Source organism: Dyella sp. 05T440, from assembly GCF_056395965.1.
Window position 1 is genome coordinate 123,578 of record NZ_JBFTKN010000006.1, and the last position, 15,190, is coordinate 138,767.

Below are 15,190 nucleotides of genomic sequence, written 5' to 3' on the forward strand. Positions count from 1 at the left end.
GTTCCGCATCACCCTTCCCCGCTGCCAGAAACCCATGTCCGCCATTACTCCGCTACACGAAGAATCACTACGCACGCGGCTGGAGGCCAGCATGGCCCAGGTCAATCGCGTGCTGCTTGGCAAGCCGCGCCAGGTCAAGCTGGCCTTCACCTGCCTGCTTGCTGGCGGCCATCTTCTACTGGAAGACGTGCCCGGCGTTGGCAAGACCACCCTGGCCCATGCCCTGGCCGCCAGCTTTGAGCTGGATTTCCAGCGCGTGCAGTTCACCAGCGACCTGCTGCCCTCGGACATTATCGGGGTGAGCGTCTACGAGCGCGAGACAGGGCAGTTCCGATTCCATCCCGGTCCCATCTTTACCGGCCTGCTGCTGGCCGATGAAATCAATCGCGCCACTCCCAAGACGCAGAGCGCCCTGCTCGAGTCGATGGCGGAAGGCCAGGTCACGGTGGACGGCCAGACGCATATCCTGCCGCAGCCCTTCTTTGTGGTGGCCACGCAGAATCCGCTCGATCTGGCCGGCACCTTCCCACTGCCGGATTCGCAGCTGGACCGCTTCATGTTGCGTGTGTCGCTGGACTATCCCGACGCCGCCGCAGAACGCGCGCTGCTGACCGGCAGCGACCGACGCGACCTGCTAGCCCAACTCACGCCGCAACTGGATGTGGCCGGACTGGCCGAACTGGCGCGGCGAGCGCAATCGGTGACGGCGAGCGCCGCACTGCTGGATTACCTGCAGGCCTTGCTGGCCGCCAGCAGGCGTCATGCGGACGTTCGCGTCGGCCTGTCGCCGCGCGCCGGCCTGGCGCTGCTGAGCGCCGCACGCGCGTGGGCCATGCTGAGCGGCCGCCAGCATGTATTGCCGGAGGACATCCAGGCGCTGTTCGTACCGCTGGCGGCCCATCGCCTGGTCACCACCCGGGGCGCGAGCGGCGACAGCCTCGCGCGCAGCCTGCTTGCCGACGTCGCGGTGGATTAATGCTCGCCGCGATTCGTCGCGTCCAGACCTGGGCAGAACGACGCCTGCCCGCACTCACTCGCTACAAGCGCCCCGAATCCCTGCCGATCGTGCTGCATCGGCGGCGCGTCTACATCGTGCCGACCGCCTTTGGCGCTGCCTTTACGGTGCTCCTGCTGATCATGCTGGTGGGTGCGTTGAACTACACCAACAACGCCGCACTGATGCTCACCTGTCTGCTCGGCTCGGCCACCTCGGCAAGCATGCTGATTGCGTTTCGCAGCCTTGATGGACTGAAGCTCACCGGCATCCGGCAAGGCCAGGCGATCGCGGGCGAGCCCATGGCGATCACCCTGGTGTTCAGCGGCAGCGGCCACGCGCATACCTCGGTACACGCGGACATGAACGGCCAGGCCGAAGCCTTTGCCGTCGAGGCACACGGCGAAACCCTGGTCTCCCTGCAGCTGGATACCCGGCGTCGTGGCTGGCGCCCCATGCCGCGCATCAAACTGTGGAGCAACTGGCCGCTCGGGCTGTTCCATGCCTGGAGCTGGATTCATCCCGAGCAGTCCGTGCTGGTGTGGCCGCACCCTGAAACCGGCGGCCCACCGCCGCTGTTGCCCGGTGATGCCAGCAAGCAGCAACGCCTGCATCAGGGCGAGGATATTGCGGCCTTGCGCGCCTATCGCGCCGGCGATCCCCAGCGGCATATCTCGTGGAAGCACAGCGCACGCCACGACAGCTTGCTGGTGAAGGATTTCGAGCAACCCGAGGCGCAGGAGGAGTGGCATCTGGACTGGCGCCAGCTCGCCCAGCTCAGTCCCGAAGCACGCATCGAACGCCTGGCCCGCTGGCTGGGCGAAGCGGAGACGGTGGGACGGCCCACCAGTTTGTGGCTGCCCATCGAAGACATCGGCCTGGGGCATGGCCGCAGCCACTACAGCCACTGCATGAATGCGTTGGCCCGGATGCCGTGATGCGTCTTTCCCTGTTCCGGCACAAACACCAGGCGCCGCTGGAGCGACGCCCGTTCGACCTGTTGTGCATCACCGTCACCGTGGTGCTCGGCGTACATGCTCCTCACCTGCCGGCGTGGTTCACGCTCGCGCTGGCAGTGATGCTTGGACTGCGCTGGTGGCAACGCCGCCAGCGACCGGGACGCGCGCCGGCCTATCTGAAACTGTCGCTGCTGGCGCTGCTGACCGCGGCGGTAATCTCCCAATACAGCACCTTGTTCGGGCGCGAGCCTGGTGCGGCGCTGGTGGCGGGCCTGCTGGTGCTCAAGCTGTTCGAAACGGAGACACCTCGTGACGCGCGCGTCGGTGCGGCGTTCTCCTGTTTTGCATTGATGACGGCGCTGCTGTTCGATCAAGGCATGGTGGCCACGGTGCTGGTGGCGCTAGGTTTGCTGCCCGCCTTGGCTACGCTGCGCGCACTGCAGCCCGCACGGCCGGCAAGCAGTCTTCCGCGCGAACTGCTGCCCGCGCTCAAACTGCTGGCCGCATCGTTGCCGCTGGCCTTGCTGGCCTTTGTCTTCGTTCCGCGCCTGAGTTCGCCGTTATGGGGAGCCCCCGGTAGCACGCAGGGCCGCACTGGCCTGAGTGCTGACATGTCGCCCGGGGACTTCGCCGCACTGTTCGAGGATGAGCGACCCGCCATGCGCGTGGCCTTCGCCGGTACGCCGCCGCCCAATCAGCAGCGCTACTTCCGTGCGTATGTGCTGTGGAATTACGACGGTCGCACCTGGAACGGCAGCGAGCGCAACGGCAGTCCGGCAACCGTCGAACACGGCCCAGTCACCCAGTACACCGTGACCTTGGAAGCGACCGGTCAACGCGTGTTGCCTGCGCTCGACGTGCCGCTGGAAGCGCCGGCCCAGGCAAGCATGAGCGCGGACCGCGAAATGCGTGCCGATCGTCCGGTCAACGATCCCCTCGTCTACTCGCTGCGCTCGGCGCCCAGCTACCGCATGCAGGGGCAGCTCAGCGAACGCGATCGGCGACGCGCCCTGCAACTGCCGCCGGGTTTCGATCCGCAGGCGCGGGCACTGGGGCAACGATGGCGCAGCCAATACGGCAGCAACGATGCCGCGATCGTCCAGGCCGCGATGACGCTGTTCCATGACGGCGGCTTCAGTTACACGCTGACGCCCACCCCGCTGGGACACAACACGGTCGATGATTTCCTGTTCGGCACGCACGAAGGATTCTGCGAGCACTATGCCTCGTCCTTCGTGGTGCTGATGCGTGCGGCCGGCATTCCCGCCCGGGTCGTCACCGGTTACCAGGGCGGCTACTGGAACAGCATGGGCAACTACCTGCTGGTGCGCCAAGCCGATGCCCACGCATGGAGCGAAGTCTGGCTGCCCGAGCGTGGCTGGGTACGCATGGATCCCACCGCTGCCGTGCGTCCGGAACGCGTGAGCCAGGGGTCCGCGGCAGCCAATGCCACGGCAGCTGACTGGGCACCCAACCAGTGGTGGCTGTCATGGCGCAACCGTTGGGACATCGTCAACCAGTGGTGGAACCAAGGCGTTATCGGCTTTGACACGCTGCGGCAGCGCGGCCTGCTGACGCCGTTCGGTGTGCAGGACACCAACGTCGGCATGCTGGGTTTGTTGCTCGCCATCGGCGGTTCGCTATTTGCTGTAGGCGGTTTGCTATGGGCCATGTGGCAACGTCCGGAAGCGGATCGAGCACATACAAGCATGCGGTTGTTGGAGAAACGACTGGCCGCGGCGGGCGTGACCCGTCGCCACAGCGAAGGACCGCAGCACTACTTCAGCCGCGCCGCGCGGGCCCTCCCCAGCCAACGCGACCAGCTGGAACACTTGAAGAGGACGTATCTGGAACTGCGTTACGCGCACGACGAACCGCCAGCTGACTTGCTTAAAAACTTTCGACAGGCTGCGCGGGACTTTCGACCGCGTCGCGTGGTCAAATGATATTGAACCGTGGATGCGCCGCATCCACCACACGATGGAGAAGCGTCATGTCCATGTACAAGCCGTTGATTCTCGCGACCGCCGTGGCCACGCTGGCGGCCTGCGCAACGGTGCCGCAACCGCTGCAGGGCACGTTCACCCAGGTCAACTCCGTTGCCGCCCAGCAGGAAGGCAATGGCGCCGCTGGCGCCCAGGTTCGCTGGGGCGGCCAGATCATCGAGACCAAACCCGGTCCGCAGGAAACCTGCTTCTACGTACTGCAGCGCCCGCTGGATGACCAGGCCCGCCCGGAATCGGCGAGCACGGACGGCCAAACGCAGGGCCGCTTCGTAGCGTGCCGAGCCGGTTTCTACGATCCGGAAGTGTTTACCGCTGGTCGCGACATCACCGTCACCGGCGTCATCCAGGGCACGATGTCGGAGAAGATCGGCGAGTACAACTACGCCTATCCGCGCATCGAAGCCAACGTGGTGTACCTGTGGCCCAAGCGCGTGATCGTGAACTACGGCCCGGGCTATTACGACCCGTTCTGGGGTCCCTACTGGGGTCCGGGCTGGGGCCCGTGGGGTGGCTGGGGTGGTTATTACGGCGGTTACGGTGGTTACTACGGCGGCTACTACCGCACGCGCGTGATCGTGCGTCCGCCTCCGCCGCCGCACCACTGATCGCGTCCAGAGAAAACGCCGGCGCAAGCCGGCGTTTTTTTGTGCCCGCAACCGCGCAGGTTCAGCCCGGCGGCCAATGCATCCGACGTCCGCCCAGCAGGTGCACGTGCAGATGGAACACCGTCTGGCCGCCATGCTCGTTGCAATTGATCACTGTGCGATAGCCCTCATCGGCCAGGCCCTCGCGACGCGCATACGCGGCGGCAGCCAGCAGCAGTTTTCCCAGCAGTTCCGCATCGGCCGCCGTGGCGCCATCGAGCGTGGCGATCGGCTTCTTGGGCACGAACAGCACATGCACCGGCGCCTGCGGATTGAGATCGCGGAATGCCAGCACGTCATCGTCCTCATAGACGATATCGGCGGGAATTTCACGACGGATGATCTTGCCGAAGATGGTGTCGCCCATGACTGGTTCCTTAGCTTTTATGACAGCCGCAACAGCATACCCTGTGCGCCTGGCGCCACCAGCTTGAATCCGAACTTGGCGTAAAGCTCGTGCGCCGTGCCATCAGCGATGAGGGCCACCATGGTGCGCAGCGGAGCGCGCGCATGCACTTCATCCATCAGCGCCTGCATGATGCGTCGCCCCAGGCCTTGGCCCTGCCACGCCGGCGCTACCGCGATATCGACCACGAACAGGAACAGGCCGCCATCGCCCACGACGCGCCCCATGCCGATCAGCTCGCCCTCGTGGCGCACGCACACCGAGCACCAGCTGGCCGGTAGACCGATCGCCGCACCTTCTTCGGACATCATGCTCAGGCCGGCTGCGCTGCGCAGCGCCCGGTATTCCTGGTTGCCGGGAATCTCCAGGCTGAGCGTGGGCGTCATCGCTCAATCCAGCTGCTGGCGACTGCCGAAAGCGTGGGCCAGCGTGCCGCGATCGACGTACTCCAGCTCGCCACCCAGCGGCACGCCATGGGCCAGTCGCGTCGGCCGCACGTTTGCCGCACGCGCAAGCTGCGCCAGATAGTGCGCGGTGGCTTCGCCTTCGACGGTGGGATTGGTAGCGATGATCAGCTCTTCGATCTCGCCTTCGCCCAGGCGTTCGGCCAGGCGATCCAGACCGAGCTCTTCGGGACCCAGGCCGTCGAGCGGCGACAAACGACCCAACAGCACAAAGTACTGCCCGCGATAGCCGGTAGCCTGCTCGATGGCGGCCAACTCGGTGGGCGACTCCACCACGCACAACACCTGGCGATCGCGGCTGCTGCTGGAGCACAGATTGCACACCGGCGTCTCGCTGAAATTGCGGCAGCGCGAGCAGTTGCCGATCTCACGCATGGCCTGTTCCATCACCTGGGCCAGACGCTGGCCACGTTCGCGGTCGCGCTCCAGCAAATGGAAGGCCATACGCTGCGCACTCTTGCCGCCCACGCCAGGCAGGCAACGCAGCGCTTCGATGAGATCGGTGAGTAGCTTGCTCATGATTCCAAAGTCATTGTGGGAGCGCACCTTGTGCGCGACCGCGGCGATGATGCGCAAAACCAGTAATCGGCTTTCGCGACAGCATCCCAGCTCCGTAGGCTGTCGCGCACAGAGTGCGCTCCCACAGAAGAGCGTTAGAACGGCATCTTGAAGCCGGGCGGCAGATTCATGCCCGAGGTCACGCCACCGAGCTTGTTCTTGCTGACATCCGCCACCTTGTTCACCGCGTCGTTGATCGCCGCAGCGACCAGGTCTTCGGCCATTTCCGGATCATCGGCAAACAGCTTGCGGTCGATCTGTACGCGGCGCACCTCGTGCACGCCCGTCATCAGCACGGTGACCAGGCCACCGCCGGCGCTGCCGGTGACTTCGAGCTTGGCGATCTCTTCCTGCGCACGCTTCATTTCTTCCTGCATGCGCTGGGCCTGCTGCATCAGCTGACCGATCTGTCCTCTCATGGGTAACTCCGCTATCTCGTTCAGTGTTCAAACGGCTTGATCGACTGTGGCACCACTCGCGCGCCGAATTCGCGCTTGAGCGACTGCACCAGGGGATCTTCCTCGATGGCCTGCTCGGCAGCCGACTGGGCTGCGACGCGGGCGGTGGCGGCGCGTGCCGCAGGGGTCTGGCCGGCGGCGCCGTGTTCTTCGACGAAACGCAGCTTGATGCGTTCGCCCAGCGCCTGGCCGACGCGATCTTCCATCTGGCCAATCATCGGCTCGACGGCAAGATGCATATGCATGGGCTGCAAGGCCAGCACCAGGGTGTGGCCCTCGCGGTCGCGCAGCACGGCATTCTGGGCAAGCTGCCCCAGCGGTCCGCGCAGGTTGGCCTGTTCGATCAGGCTTTCCCAATGCGGCAATCCGCGTGCATCGACGGCCACCGGGGCACGCGGCGCGGGCGCAGCGGCAACCGGTGCAGCCACGGGCGGCGCCGGCGCAGCGCGCGCGGGCGACGGCTCGGCGACGCTGGCCATGTGCATGCGTTCGTTGGCCACCGGTGCGGCGGCACGCGGCGGCGGCGTGGCCACGCGCGCGGCGACGCCCGCCGAAGGCCGTTCAGCCGGTGCGCCACCGCCATCGGCCGGACGAAACGCCAGCATGCGCAGCAGGGACATTTCAAAACCGGTACGCGCGTCGGGCGCCAAGGCCAGGTCGCGGCGACCGCTGGTGGCGATCTGGTAGTACAGCTGCACGTCTTCCGGCGCCAGCTGCTGGGCCAGATCGACCAGCGCGCTGTCGTCGTTGCCGTTCTCTTCCGGACGATAACCCGGCACCAGCTGGACCAGCTGGATGCGATGCAAGACGCTGGCGAGATCGTCCAGCACGCCGCCGAAATCCGGCGAGAACGAGGCGATGCGCGTGCACTCGGCCATCAGCGTGTCGCCATCACCGGCAGCCAGCGCCTGCAGCAGGCCAAGCACCTGTCCGCGCGCAACGCTGCCCAGCATGGCGCGCACGTCGTCGATGCGCAGCGAGCCACCGCCGTAGGCAATGGCCTGGTCGAGCAGCGAGAGACCGTCGCGCAATGAACCATCCGCGCCGCGCGCGAGTTCGACAATGGCTGCGTCTTCGTACGCGATGTTTTCCGCGCCAAGGATGTGGCGCATCTGGCCTGAGATCTGTTCCGGCAGCAGGCGCTTGAGATTGAACTTCAGGCAGCGCGACAGCACCGTCACCGGCAGCTTCTGCGGGTCGGTGGTGGCGAGCAGGAATTTGACGTGCGGCGGCGGCTCTTCCAGCGTCTTCAGCAAGGCGTTGAAGGCCGGCTTGGAGAGCATGTGCACTTCGTCGACCAGGTAAACCTTGAAGCGGCCGCGCGCCGGTGCGTACTGCGCGTTCTCGATCACCTCGCGCACATCGTCAACGCCGGTGTTGCTGGCCGCGTCGATCTCCAGCAGATCAACAAACCGGCCCTGGTCCACTGCCGTGCAGACCGCGCACTCGCCGCAGGGATCGGCCGATTCGCCGCGCTCACAGTTCAGCGACTTGGCGAAAATGCGTGCAATCGTGGTCTTGCCCACGCCGCGGGTGCCGGTGAACAGATAGGCGTGATGCATGCGACCGGTGTCGAGCGCATTGGTGAGCGCGCGCACCACATGCTCCTGCCCGACCAGTTCGGCGAACTTGCGGGGGCGCCACTTGCGAGCGAGTACCTGATAAGACATACCGTGCCTATCTTTGGGCGAAAGTCGATTGTGCCAAGTCGCGGACAGCAAGTCAGTAACGGCCGGCTCATCCAGCAGTATGACGCGACGGGATCGAAGGGGACTGAAAGATCGATGGGCCTGAAAAGGCGGCGGCCCTGCCAGCCACACCCCGGCACCCGAATCATTCGCTACCGTTGCTCCCTTCCGGGCCTGGCGGAATTTACGAACTATCGTCGCGGGGGGACCGACAGGGCCACCATAGAGACGTACATTGTGCGTCGGCTCAAGGCCGGCGCCAGGTTTCACTCACTGGCGGAGAGGGCGGGATTCGAACCCGCGATACGGGGATAAGCCGTATACACACTTTCCAGGCGTGCTCCTTCAACCACTCGGACACCTCTCCGCAATGGTGAAACCCCTTGCCAGCACCCTTGGGCCCCGGCAAAGAAGCGAGAGGATAGCGGGGCCGGGCCGTTCATACAAGATATCGACCCACCGCCAGGTTCATTCCTGGGACACATCCCGGAAGAAAACGGGCAAGTCGGTCGCCGGCGGCTTCACGGGCACCTGGTAGAACATATCCGCCACAAAACCGCGGTGATAGGTGGCGTGATTGACCACGTGCAGCACCATGTCCTCGCGGCTCATGCGCCCTTGCACGCCACCAATGAACTCAAAAGTGACGACCTCGGCGGCTTGCGCCGGCGTGAGCGAACTGGCGTACTCCAGATACCAGGCATTCATGGCCTGCTGGCGCGCCCGCAGCTCGTCGAACGGCAGCGGCTCGGGCGTGTTGCGACTGGTGTAGCCGTGCGGACGCCCCTGCAGGTGGGCCTGGAAGATGTCGTCAACCACCCAGCTATGACTGAGCGTGCGCAACATGTTCCCGAAAATGGTGGCGCGGGGCGCGGTGGAGGCGCCTTCCGGCAGTGCGGCCACGGCGTCATAGATCAGCTCGTCGGCCCAGGCTCGATAACGCAGCAGCTTGCGCAGGTGTGGCGTGGACATGGATCGGAAAGTCCTGCAGTGGGGTCAACCGGCTTCGGGACGCGGTGGCATCGGCGCAGGCAGGGCGACTCGCTCGCCTGTACGAGCCACGGTGTATCCCCGTGCAGCCAGTGCCTGTCCATCGGCCTGGCTGCCGTAGTGATACAACCGCAACCGCGCTTGCCATGCTTGTGGATATTCGCGCTCGATGTCGTCGATGCCGGTATGGGAGGGGTTGCCTACTAGACCGCAATCGTGGGCAATGAGTTCAGTGCCGGCCGCAACGCGGGCAAGCACCTCGGGAATCGGACGCGTATCACCCGTATAGGCAAAACTGCCCGCCAGCGCCACGCCGTAGGACGTGCCAGCCATGTGGTGGCGCGTGCCAAACACATCGAACCACAGCCCATCCAGCCAGAAGCCGCGCGTGCACGGAACCAGCCGGAAGGCCTCCCAGAAATTGACGCCGCCTTCGGCCAGCACGTTCGGATAATCCGCCACGCGCGCCTGCAGCCAGGGCAGCAATGCGGCATGCACGAACACCTGCGTGCGTCCCCGCCACTGCTCGTCGAACCACAGGCGGAAGAACAGCCGCTCCATGCCGCCAATGTGATCCATATGCGTATGCGTGATGTAGAGCGCACGCGGCGGCTCCCCATACGCGGCGACGTAACGATCCAGCGTGTCCGGACCGCAATCGATCAGCAGCAGCGGCTTGCCGTCGCGCTCAAGCACGACCGCCGAGGAACCAAGTTCCACGGCATGCGCCGCACCCACACCCAGGAAATGCAGGGACCAGTTCATGCTCTCAGCGTACGCTCGTAGCGATAAATCAGGGGTTTCCACAACTGCTCGTCGAATGCGGCCTCGCCTTGTGCGGCCGCACCCAGCTTCAGCAGCGAACGGCGCAGGCGTTGCAGATTGGCCTGCTGCCAGCTCTCGGCGGGTTCGCGCAGACAGCCGCGGTCAAAATCGATCAGGTAAAGCTCATCGCTCGTCACCAGCACATTGTGGGCATTGAGGTCGGCATGCCAGATGCCGGCGCGATGAAAACGCGCCACCAGCGCGCCCACCAGCTCGGCCATTTCACCGTCCAGTTGCCCAGCTGCCAGACACTCGGCCAGCGTTTGCGCATGGGCGATGCGGCGGGTGATCAGGTCGGCGGTATAGAACCAGCCATGACGCTGGTAACGGCAGGCGACCGGCTGCGCGCTGGGCAGTCCGCGCGAGGCAATGAAGCCCAGCAGGCGGAATTCCGCGAAGCAACGCGTGTGCTGCGCGCCGCGCCAGAAGTAGCGGTCGCCCATCAGCTTGGCCACCATGCCGCCGCGCCGATAGTGCCGCAGCACGCATTCACCCGCCGAGGTCTGGATGATGGCCACGCCGCCGCGACCACCCGCTTGCTGGCGCAAGCCACCGCGTTCGCGCCATGCTTCGGGCTCGAACCAATCGTCTTCGACTTGTGGGGACACCGCGGCGTCGAACAGAATCACACCAGCGGCGTTCTCGCGAATTCGTTCCTGCATCGCCCTCTGCGCTTCAGACGCCCGCCCCGAGCCCTAAGTCCGATGATTCTAGCCTAATGCCCACGCCTGCCTCGATCTGCCTGCTCCGCACCTCCGCCATCGGCGACGTCACCCACGTCGTGCCGCTGGTGCGCACCCTCCAGGCGGCGTGGCCCCAGGCCGAGCTGAGCTGGATCGTGGGCAAGCTCGAGCGCAAGCTGGTGGGCGACCTGCCCGGCGTCAACTTCGTCACCTTCGACAAGGGCGCGGGCCTGGCCGGCATGAGGGCCGTCGGCGCGGCTCTGAAGGGGCAACGCTTTGACGCCCTGCTGCAGATGCAGGTGGCGCTGCGCTCCAACCTGCTGAGCCTGTTCATCAAGGCCGATCGCCGCATCGGCTATGACCACGCCCGCGCCAAGGATGGTCACGGCCTGGTGATCGGCGAACGCATACCCGCTCGCACCGGCGAACACGTGCTGGACGCGATGGGCAGCTTCTGCGAACCCCTGGGCCTCAAGCAGACCCAGGTGCGCTGGGATATTCCCATCCCCGAGGAAGCCCATGCCTGGGCCGCCCAACAACTGCCCGGCGATCAACCAACCCTGCTGGTCAGCCCCACTTCCAGCCATACGGTGCGCAACTGGCGCCCCGAGCGCTACGCCGCCGTGATGGACCACGCCGCAGCAAAAGACTGGCGCGTAGTGCTGGTAGGCGGGCCATCTGCTCTCGAGCGCAGCATGGCCGACGCCGTGCTCGCGGCCTGCCGCCATGCGCCACTCGACCTCACCGGCAAGGACACGCTGAAAAAGATGATGGCCATGCTGGTGCGCGCACCGATCCTGCTGACTCCCGACTCCGGCCCCATGCACATGGCCAATGCCGTCGGCTGCAAAGTGCTGGGCCTGCACGCCGCCAGCAACCCGAACCGTTCGGGGCCTTATTCCGACCGCCGCTGGTGCGTGGACAAATACAACGAAGCCTCGCTCGCCTTTCTCGGCAAGCCCGCCAGCGACATACCCTGGGGCACCAAGATCGAGAAACCCGGCGTGATGGATCTGATCGCCGTCGATGAGGTGATCGATCGATTCGAGGCGTGTACAGAGCACCTTCGCCTGTCCTGAGGAACCCGCCCCTCCCTTGTAAGAGCGCACCCTGTGCGCGACGGCCCGATCGCGCCCGGCGGTCTGCCCGCAGCGGTCGCGCACAGGGTGCGCTCCTACAAGGGGTGATGTGCGATCCATTGGCGTGGCGGATCCGGGGCATTCTCCGGCAGATCCGCCGGAAATGACTGATGGCGCCGTACGGTCGAGGCAGACAAGGATGTAGCCGCCCAACCTGAAGCTGCCTGCACACCTCATTCCAGAGGTGCTCTGCACCCAGCCAAGGCACCTCACCGTATGGACGAGTCGCACACGGATGTCCCGCATCGCTGTTTTGATCCCCTGCTACAACGAAGTCCTCTCCGTCCCCGTCGTGATACGCGACTTCCAAGCCGCGTTGCCCGAAGCCCGCATCTACGTTTACGACAACAACTCCACCGACGGCACATGGGCCGCCGCGCGTGCAGCCAATGCTGTCGTCCGGCAACAGGACCTGCAGGGCAAGGGACATGTCATTCGCCGCATGTTTGCCGATGTGGACGCCGATATCTACGTGCTGGTCGACGGCGATGCCACCTATGACGCTGCTGATGCGCCCGTCATGATCCGGCGTTTATGCGACGAGCAGCTCGACATGATCGTGGGTTCGCGCGTGAGCGATGAACTGGAGGCCTATCGGCGCGGACATCGCTTCGGCAACTGGCTACTGACCCAGCTGACAGGACACATCTTCGGGCGCACTTTCACCGACATGCTTTCGGGTTACCGGGTGTTCTCGCGGCGCTTCGTGAAATCTTATCCAGCTCACGCCAGCGGATTTGAAGTGGAGACCGAGCTGACGGTTCATGCGCTTGAGCAACATATGCCCGTGGCCGAGCATCCGACCCGCTACGTGTCGCGCATGGATGGATCGCAAAGCAAGCTTAGTACCTGGATGGATGGTGGCCGCATCCTTTGGACCATCGTAAAGCTCACCAAGAACGGCAAACCTTTGGCCTTCTTTTCGATAGGCGCTGTCGCCTGTGCCGCGCTGTCGTTGGGTCTGGCCATCCCACTGTTCAGAACATTTCTTGAAACCGGCTTGGTCCCTCGTTTTCCGACGGCCGTGCTATGCGCTGCACTGGCGTTGCTGGCCGGTGGCCTGCTCGTCTGTGGGCTCATCCTTGATACGGTGACGCTGGGTCGACGAGAGCGGAAGCACTTGACGTATCTTGCCTATCCGTCGCCCCTTGGTAACGAAGAGCCGCGCTGAGATGGCCGCCCTGCTGAATCGAGGGCGGCGTCAGCTGCTCGTTTTCGCCTTGTGCCTGGCCTTTGGCGCAGGCCTTTCGGTTGGCCTCGGCCAGGATGCTCTCTGGGACACCAAGAACTATCACCTGTACAACGCCTGGGCCTTCCTTCACGACCGCTATGCCCAGGACATTGCCCCGGCGAGCATGCAGAGCTACTTCAATCCGCTCGCTGATCTGCCTTATTTTTGGCTGGCTCAAGGCCCCCTCCACGCCTGGCCGCGGACGCTTGCTGCCGTACAAGGCCTTTGGTTTGGCGCCTTGGTTTATCTGATTGCTGGAATCGCCCGTCAGCTTGCGCGGTTGCAGGAAAGGCCGTTCGGCCTGGCAGACATCTGTGCCGCACTGATCGGCGCCACAGGCACGATGGCGGTGTCGCAGGCAGGCAGCACCACCAACGAAATCCAGTTGGCGGTGTTGGTGCTGCTGGGTTTGTATGTACTCATCCGGGCACTGCCGCAGTGCGAAAACGCGGTTCGTCTAAAACCGGCGTTGTTCGCGGGCCTTTGCTGCGGCGTGGCCGCGGGCCTCAAGCCTACGGCGATGGTGTATCCACCGGCGCTGGCATTGGCACTGTTGGTCACGCTGGGCGTCCGGTCTCGAGTGGCCTGGCAAGTCACGGTCGTCTTTGGTGCAGGCGTCGTTGCCGCCTTCCTGGTCGCTTATGGCCCCTGGGGTCTACACCTTTATCGGGAGACCGGAAATCCCACTTTCCCCATGTTCAATCAGCTGTTTCATTCGGCACTGACGGCTGCAAGCGACGGGACCGACGGACGATTTCGACCGCGCACCCTGCTGCAATGGCTGTTCTATCCGTTCTTCTGGCTAAAGAAGCAGCGCGATATCGTGACGGAAGCAGCCTTCGCCGACTCGCGTTATGCACTTGCCATGCTTGCGCTGCTTGCCATCGGCCTTGCCCGCTGGTTTCGTCGATCACTTCGTTCAAAACAACACGATCGCGGCCTGCATCTGCTGGTCACCTTCACCAGCGCAAGTTATGTCCTCTGGCTAGCTTCGTTTTCCATACTTCGCTATGCGATCCCCATCGAGGCGCTCACCGGCATCCTGATGCTCAGCGCCATGTGGTCCTGGCGCCCTGCGGGAAGCCGCAGGATGCCGCTCCACCCTGCGGCAGGATTGCCACTCCTCCTGGCCATCCTCGCCATGACGACATACCCGAACTGGTGGCGCACCGCCTATGCCCAGCATGTACTGGAAGTCGATACCGGCACGGTCGAGCCGAATAGCCAAATCATCCTGGCGGGAACGCCGGACGCTTATCTCGCCCCCATGTTCCCGGGGAACGAAACGATCAGCTTTGTGGGGCTCAGTTGGTTTGTCCGCGCATCACAGGGATATGGCTTGTGGAGCCGGGTTCAGCAACGGCTTCGCGATCACCCGGGTCCACGCTATGTCGTGCTTCGCGACGACCCTTCGAACACGCTGGAGGAGGCTTTGATAGTGGAGATGCTTCCGGACTATCGCATCGCCGACTGCAGGGATATCCCGTCGAACCTGGAGATGGGTCGCAAGGGGAACAGCTACGCCCAGGGACTGCGCTTGTGTCGGCTGATTCGGGGATGAAGCCAGCGCCTTAAGCGATAGGAGAGGTGCGAACCCCGGTGGCATTAGGCAGATGTAGGAGCGCACCCTGTGCGCGACAGCTGCGGGCGAGCGGCGCGGCGCAGCGGGCCGGTCGCGCACAGGGTGCGCTCCTACAACAAGGCGGAGGCGGATTATTTCGCCTTGTAATCCTGGTACGACTTTTCTTCCACCAGCTGTGAGCCCAGCTTGAGGTTGATCTCACGCTTCACTGCAGCGCGGTCGTCGTTCTGAAAGTACACCGCGCGGGCCAGTTCGATGAACTCGGCGTCGAAGGCCTGGGCTTTTTCCTTCAGGCGGATGCGATCCTCGATGTCCCACAGCGACTCGTTCACCGCCAGAAGGCGGGCGCGTTCGGCGGTGATGTCGGTCTGCGAGGCTGGATGGCTGGCCCAGGTGGTGTTGAGCAGGTCCAGCTCGGTGCGCACGTTGGCCAGCTTGGCCGCGTCGGTGATCTGCTTGGATTTGATTTCCAGGATGGTGATCTTGTCGATCAGCTCGCCGTAAGAAACCGGGACTTGGATAAGGCTCATGACAGCTCCGATGGTGCAGGGCTTTCGCAACGT

At 64.5% G+C, this 15,190-nt stretch carries 16 protein-coding genes, 1 tRNA gene and 1 other RNA gene; 7 read left to right on the top strand and 11 right to left on the bottom strand.

What is annotated here, in order from left to right; all coding sequences use genetic code 11:
• Window positions 1–34 precede the first annotated feature (34 nt).
• The 4 genes from AC1DE1_RS09885 to AC1DE1_RS09900 are packed head-to-tail and all read left to right on the top strand — an operon-like array spanning window position 35 to window position 4,564.
• On the top strand, window positions 35–976 hold the full coding sequence (locus AC1DE1_RS09885) for an AAA family ATPase (protein ID WP_441604048.1): 942 nt from the start codon (window positions 35–37) through the stop codon (window positions 974–976).
• Window positions 976–1,932, top strand: a complete 957-nt coding sequence (locus tag AC1DE1_RS09890; protein ID WP_441604047.1) for a DUF58 domain-containing protein — start codon at window positions 976–978, stop codon at window positions 1,930–1,932. The genes AC1DE1_RS09885 and AC1DE1_RS09890 overlap by 1 nt, the downstream gene beginning before the upstream one ends.
• Entirely contained in the window at window positions 1,932–3,899 is a 1,968-nt protein-coding gene (locus tag AC1DE1_RS09895) for a transglutaminase TgpA family protein (RefSeq protein WP_477175993.1), read from the top strand. Before AC1DE1_RS09890 ends, AC1DE1_RS09895 begins: the two co-directional genes overlap by 1 nt.
• 47 nt (window positions 3,900–3,946) lie before the next feature.
• Window positions 3,947–4,564, top strand: coding sequence for a Slp family lipoprotein (locus AC1DE1_RS09900; protein ID WP_441604045.1), 618 nt, complete (start codon window positions 3,947–3,949; stop codon window positions 4,562–4,564).
• A 61-nt stretch (window positions 4,565–4,625) separates the two neighbouring features.
• Here the strand turns inward: AC1DE1_RS09900 and AC1DE1_RS09905 are convergent, their stop codons facing one another.
• From AC1DE1_RS09905 to AC1DE1_RS09950, 10 genes are all read right to left on the bottom strand, one after another.
• Window positions 4,626–4,970 (bottom strand): histidine triad nucleotide-binding protein, encoded by a 345-nt coding sequence (locus AC1DE1_RS09905; protein ID WP_477175994.1) that lies wholly within the window; start codon window positions 4,968–4,970, stop codon window positions 4,626–4,628.
• A 17-nt stretch (window positions 4,971–4,987) separates the two neighbouring features.
• Window positions 4,988–5,395, bottom strand: coding sequence for a GNAT family N-acetyltransferase (locus AC1DE1_RS09910; RefSeq protein WP_477175995.1), 408 nt, complete (start codon window positions 5,393–5,395; stop codon window positions 4,988–4,990).
• Between the two features lie 3 nt (window positions 5,396–5,398).
• Window positions 5,399–5,992 (bottom strand): recombination mediator RecR, encoded by a 594-nt coding sequence (gene recR / locus AC1DE1_RS09915; RefSeq protein ID WP_441604042.1) that lies wholly within the window; start codon window positions 5,990–5,992, stop codon window positions 5,399–5,401.
• A gap of 134 nt (window positions 5,993–6,126) precedes the next feature.
• A complete protein-coding gene (locus AC1DE1_RS09920) occupies window positions 6,127–6,450 on the bottom strand; it encodes a YbaB/EbfC family nucleoid-associated protein (protein WP_046970131.1) in 324 nt (107 codons plus the stop codon).
• A 20-nt stretch (window positions 6,451–6,470) separates the two neighbouring features.
• Window positions 6,471–8,159, bottom strand: a complete 1,689-nt coding sequence (dnaX, locus tag AC1DE1_RS09925; RefSeq protein ID WP_477175996.1) for a DNA polymerase III subunit gamma/tau — start codon at window positions 8,157–8,159, stop codon at window positions 6,471–6,473.
• A 135-nt stretch (window positions 8,160–8,294) separates the two neighbouring features.
• Window positions 8,295–8,391: signal recognition particle sRNA small type (gene ffs / locus AC1DE1_RS09930), an RNA gene on the bottom strand.
• Window positions 8,392–8,451: 60 nt separating this feature from the next.
• Window positions 8,452–8,544: transfer RNA gene (locus tag AC1DE1_RS09935), tRNA-Ser, on the bottom strand.
• A gap of 101 nt (window positions 8,545–8,645) precedes the next feature.
• A complete protein-coding gene (locus tag AC1DE1_RS09940) occupies window positions 8,646–9,149 on the bottom strand; it encodes a DinB family protein (protein ID WP_477175997.1) in 504 nt (167 codons plus the stop codon).
• A 24-nt stretch (window positions 9,150–9,173) separates the two neighbouring features.
• Window positions 9,174–9,932 carry an MBL fold metallo-hydrolase gene (locus AC1DE1_RS09945; RefSeq protein WP_477175998.1) on the bottom strand — a complete coding sequence of 253 codons (759 nt, stop codon included), beginning with the start codon at window positions 9,930–9,932 and terminating at the stop codon, window positions 9,174–9,176.
• Complete coding sequence (locus AC1DE1_RS09950) at window positions 9,929–10,654, bottom strand: 3-deoxy-D-manno-octulosonic acid kinase (RefSeq protein WP_477175999.1); 726 nt, start codon at window positions 10,652–10,654, stop codon at window positions 9,929–9,931. Before AC1DE1_RS09950 ends, AC1DE1_RS09945 begins: the two co-directional genes overlap by 4 nt.
• Window positions 10,655–10,710: 56 nt before the next feature.
• Here AC1DE1_RS09950 and AC1DE1_RS09955 point away from each other — a divergent pair, with 56 nt between their 5' ends.
• From AC1DE1_RS09955 to AC1DE1_RS09965, 3 genes are all read left to right on the top strand, one after another.
• The gene (locus tag AC1DE1_RS09955; RefSeq protein ID WP_477176000.1) at window positions 10,711–11,754 is read left to right on the top strand and encodes a glycosyltransferase family 9 protein; all 1,044 of its coding nucleotides are present in this window, start codon (window positions 10,711–10,713) and stop codon (window positions 11,752–11,754) included.
• 295 nt (window positions 11,755–12,049) lie between these two features.
• Window positions 12,050–12,985: a glycosyltransferase family 2 protein gene (locus tag AC1DE1_RS09960; RefSeq protein WP_477178221.1), complete on the top strand. Its 936-nt coding sequence runs from the start codon at window positions 12,050–12,052 to the stop codon at window positions 12,983–12,985.
• Between the two features lies 1 nt (window position 12,986).
• Window positions 12,987–14,606 carry a hypothetical protein gene (locus AC1DE1_RS09965; RefSeq protein WP_477176002.1) on the top strand — a complete coding sequence of 540 codons (1,620 nt, stop codon included), beginning with the start codon at window positions 12,987–12,989 and terminating at the stop codon, window positions 14,604–14,606.
• Window positions 14,607–14,758: 152 nt separating this feature from the next.
• On the opposite strand, the gene AC1DE1_RS09970 is transcribed toward AC1DE1_RS09965, so the two are convergent.
• Window positions 14,759–15,157 carry a DUF6165 family protein gene (locus AC1DE1_RS09970; protein ID WP_441604034.1) on the bottom strand — a complete coding sequence of 133 codons (399 nt, stop codon included), beginning with the start codon at window positions 15,155–15,157 and terminating at the stop codon, window positions 14,759–14,761.
• Window positions 15,158–15,190: the final 33 nt, after the last annotated feature.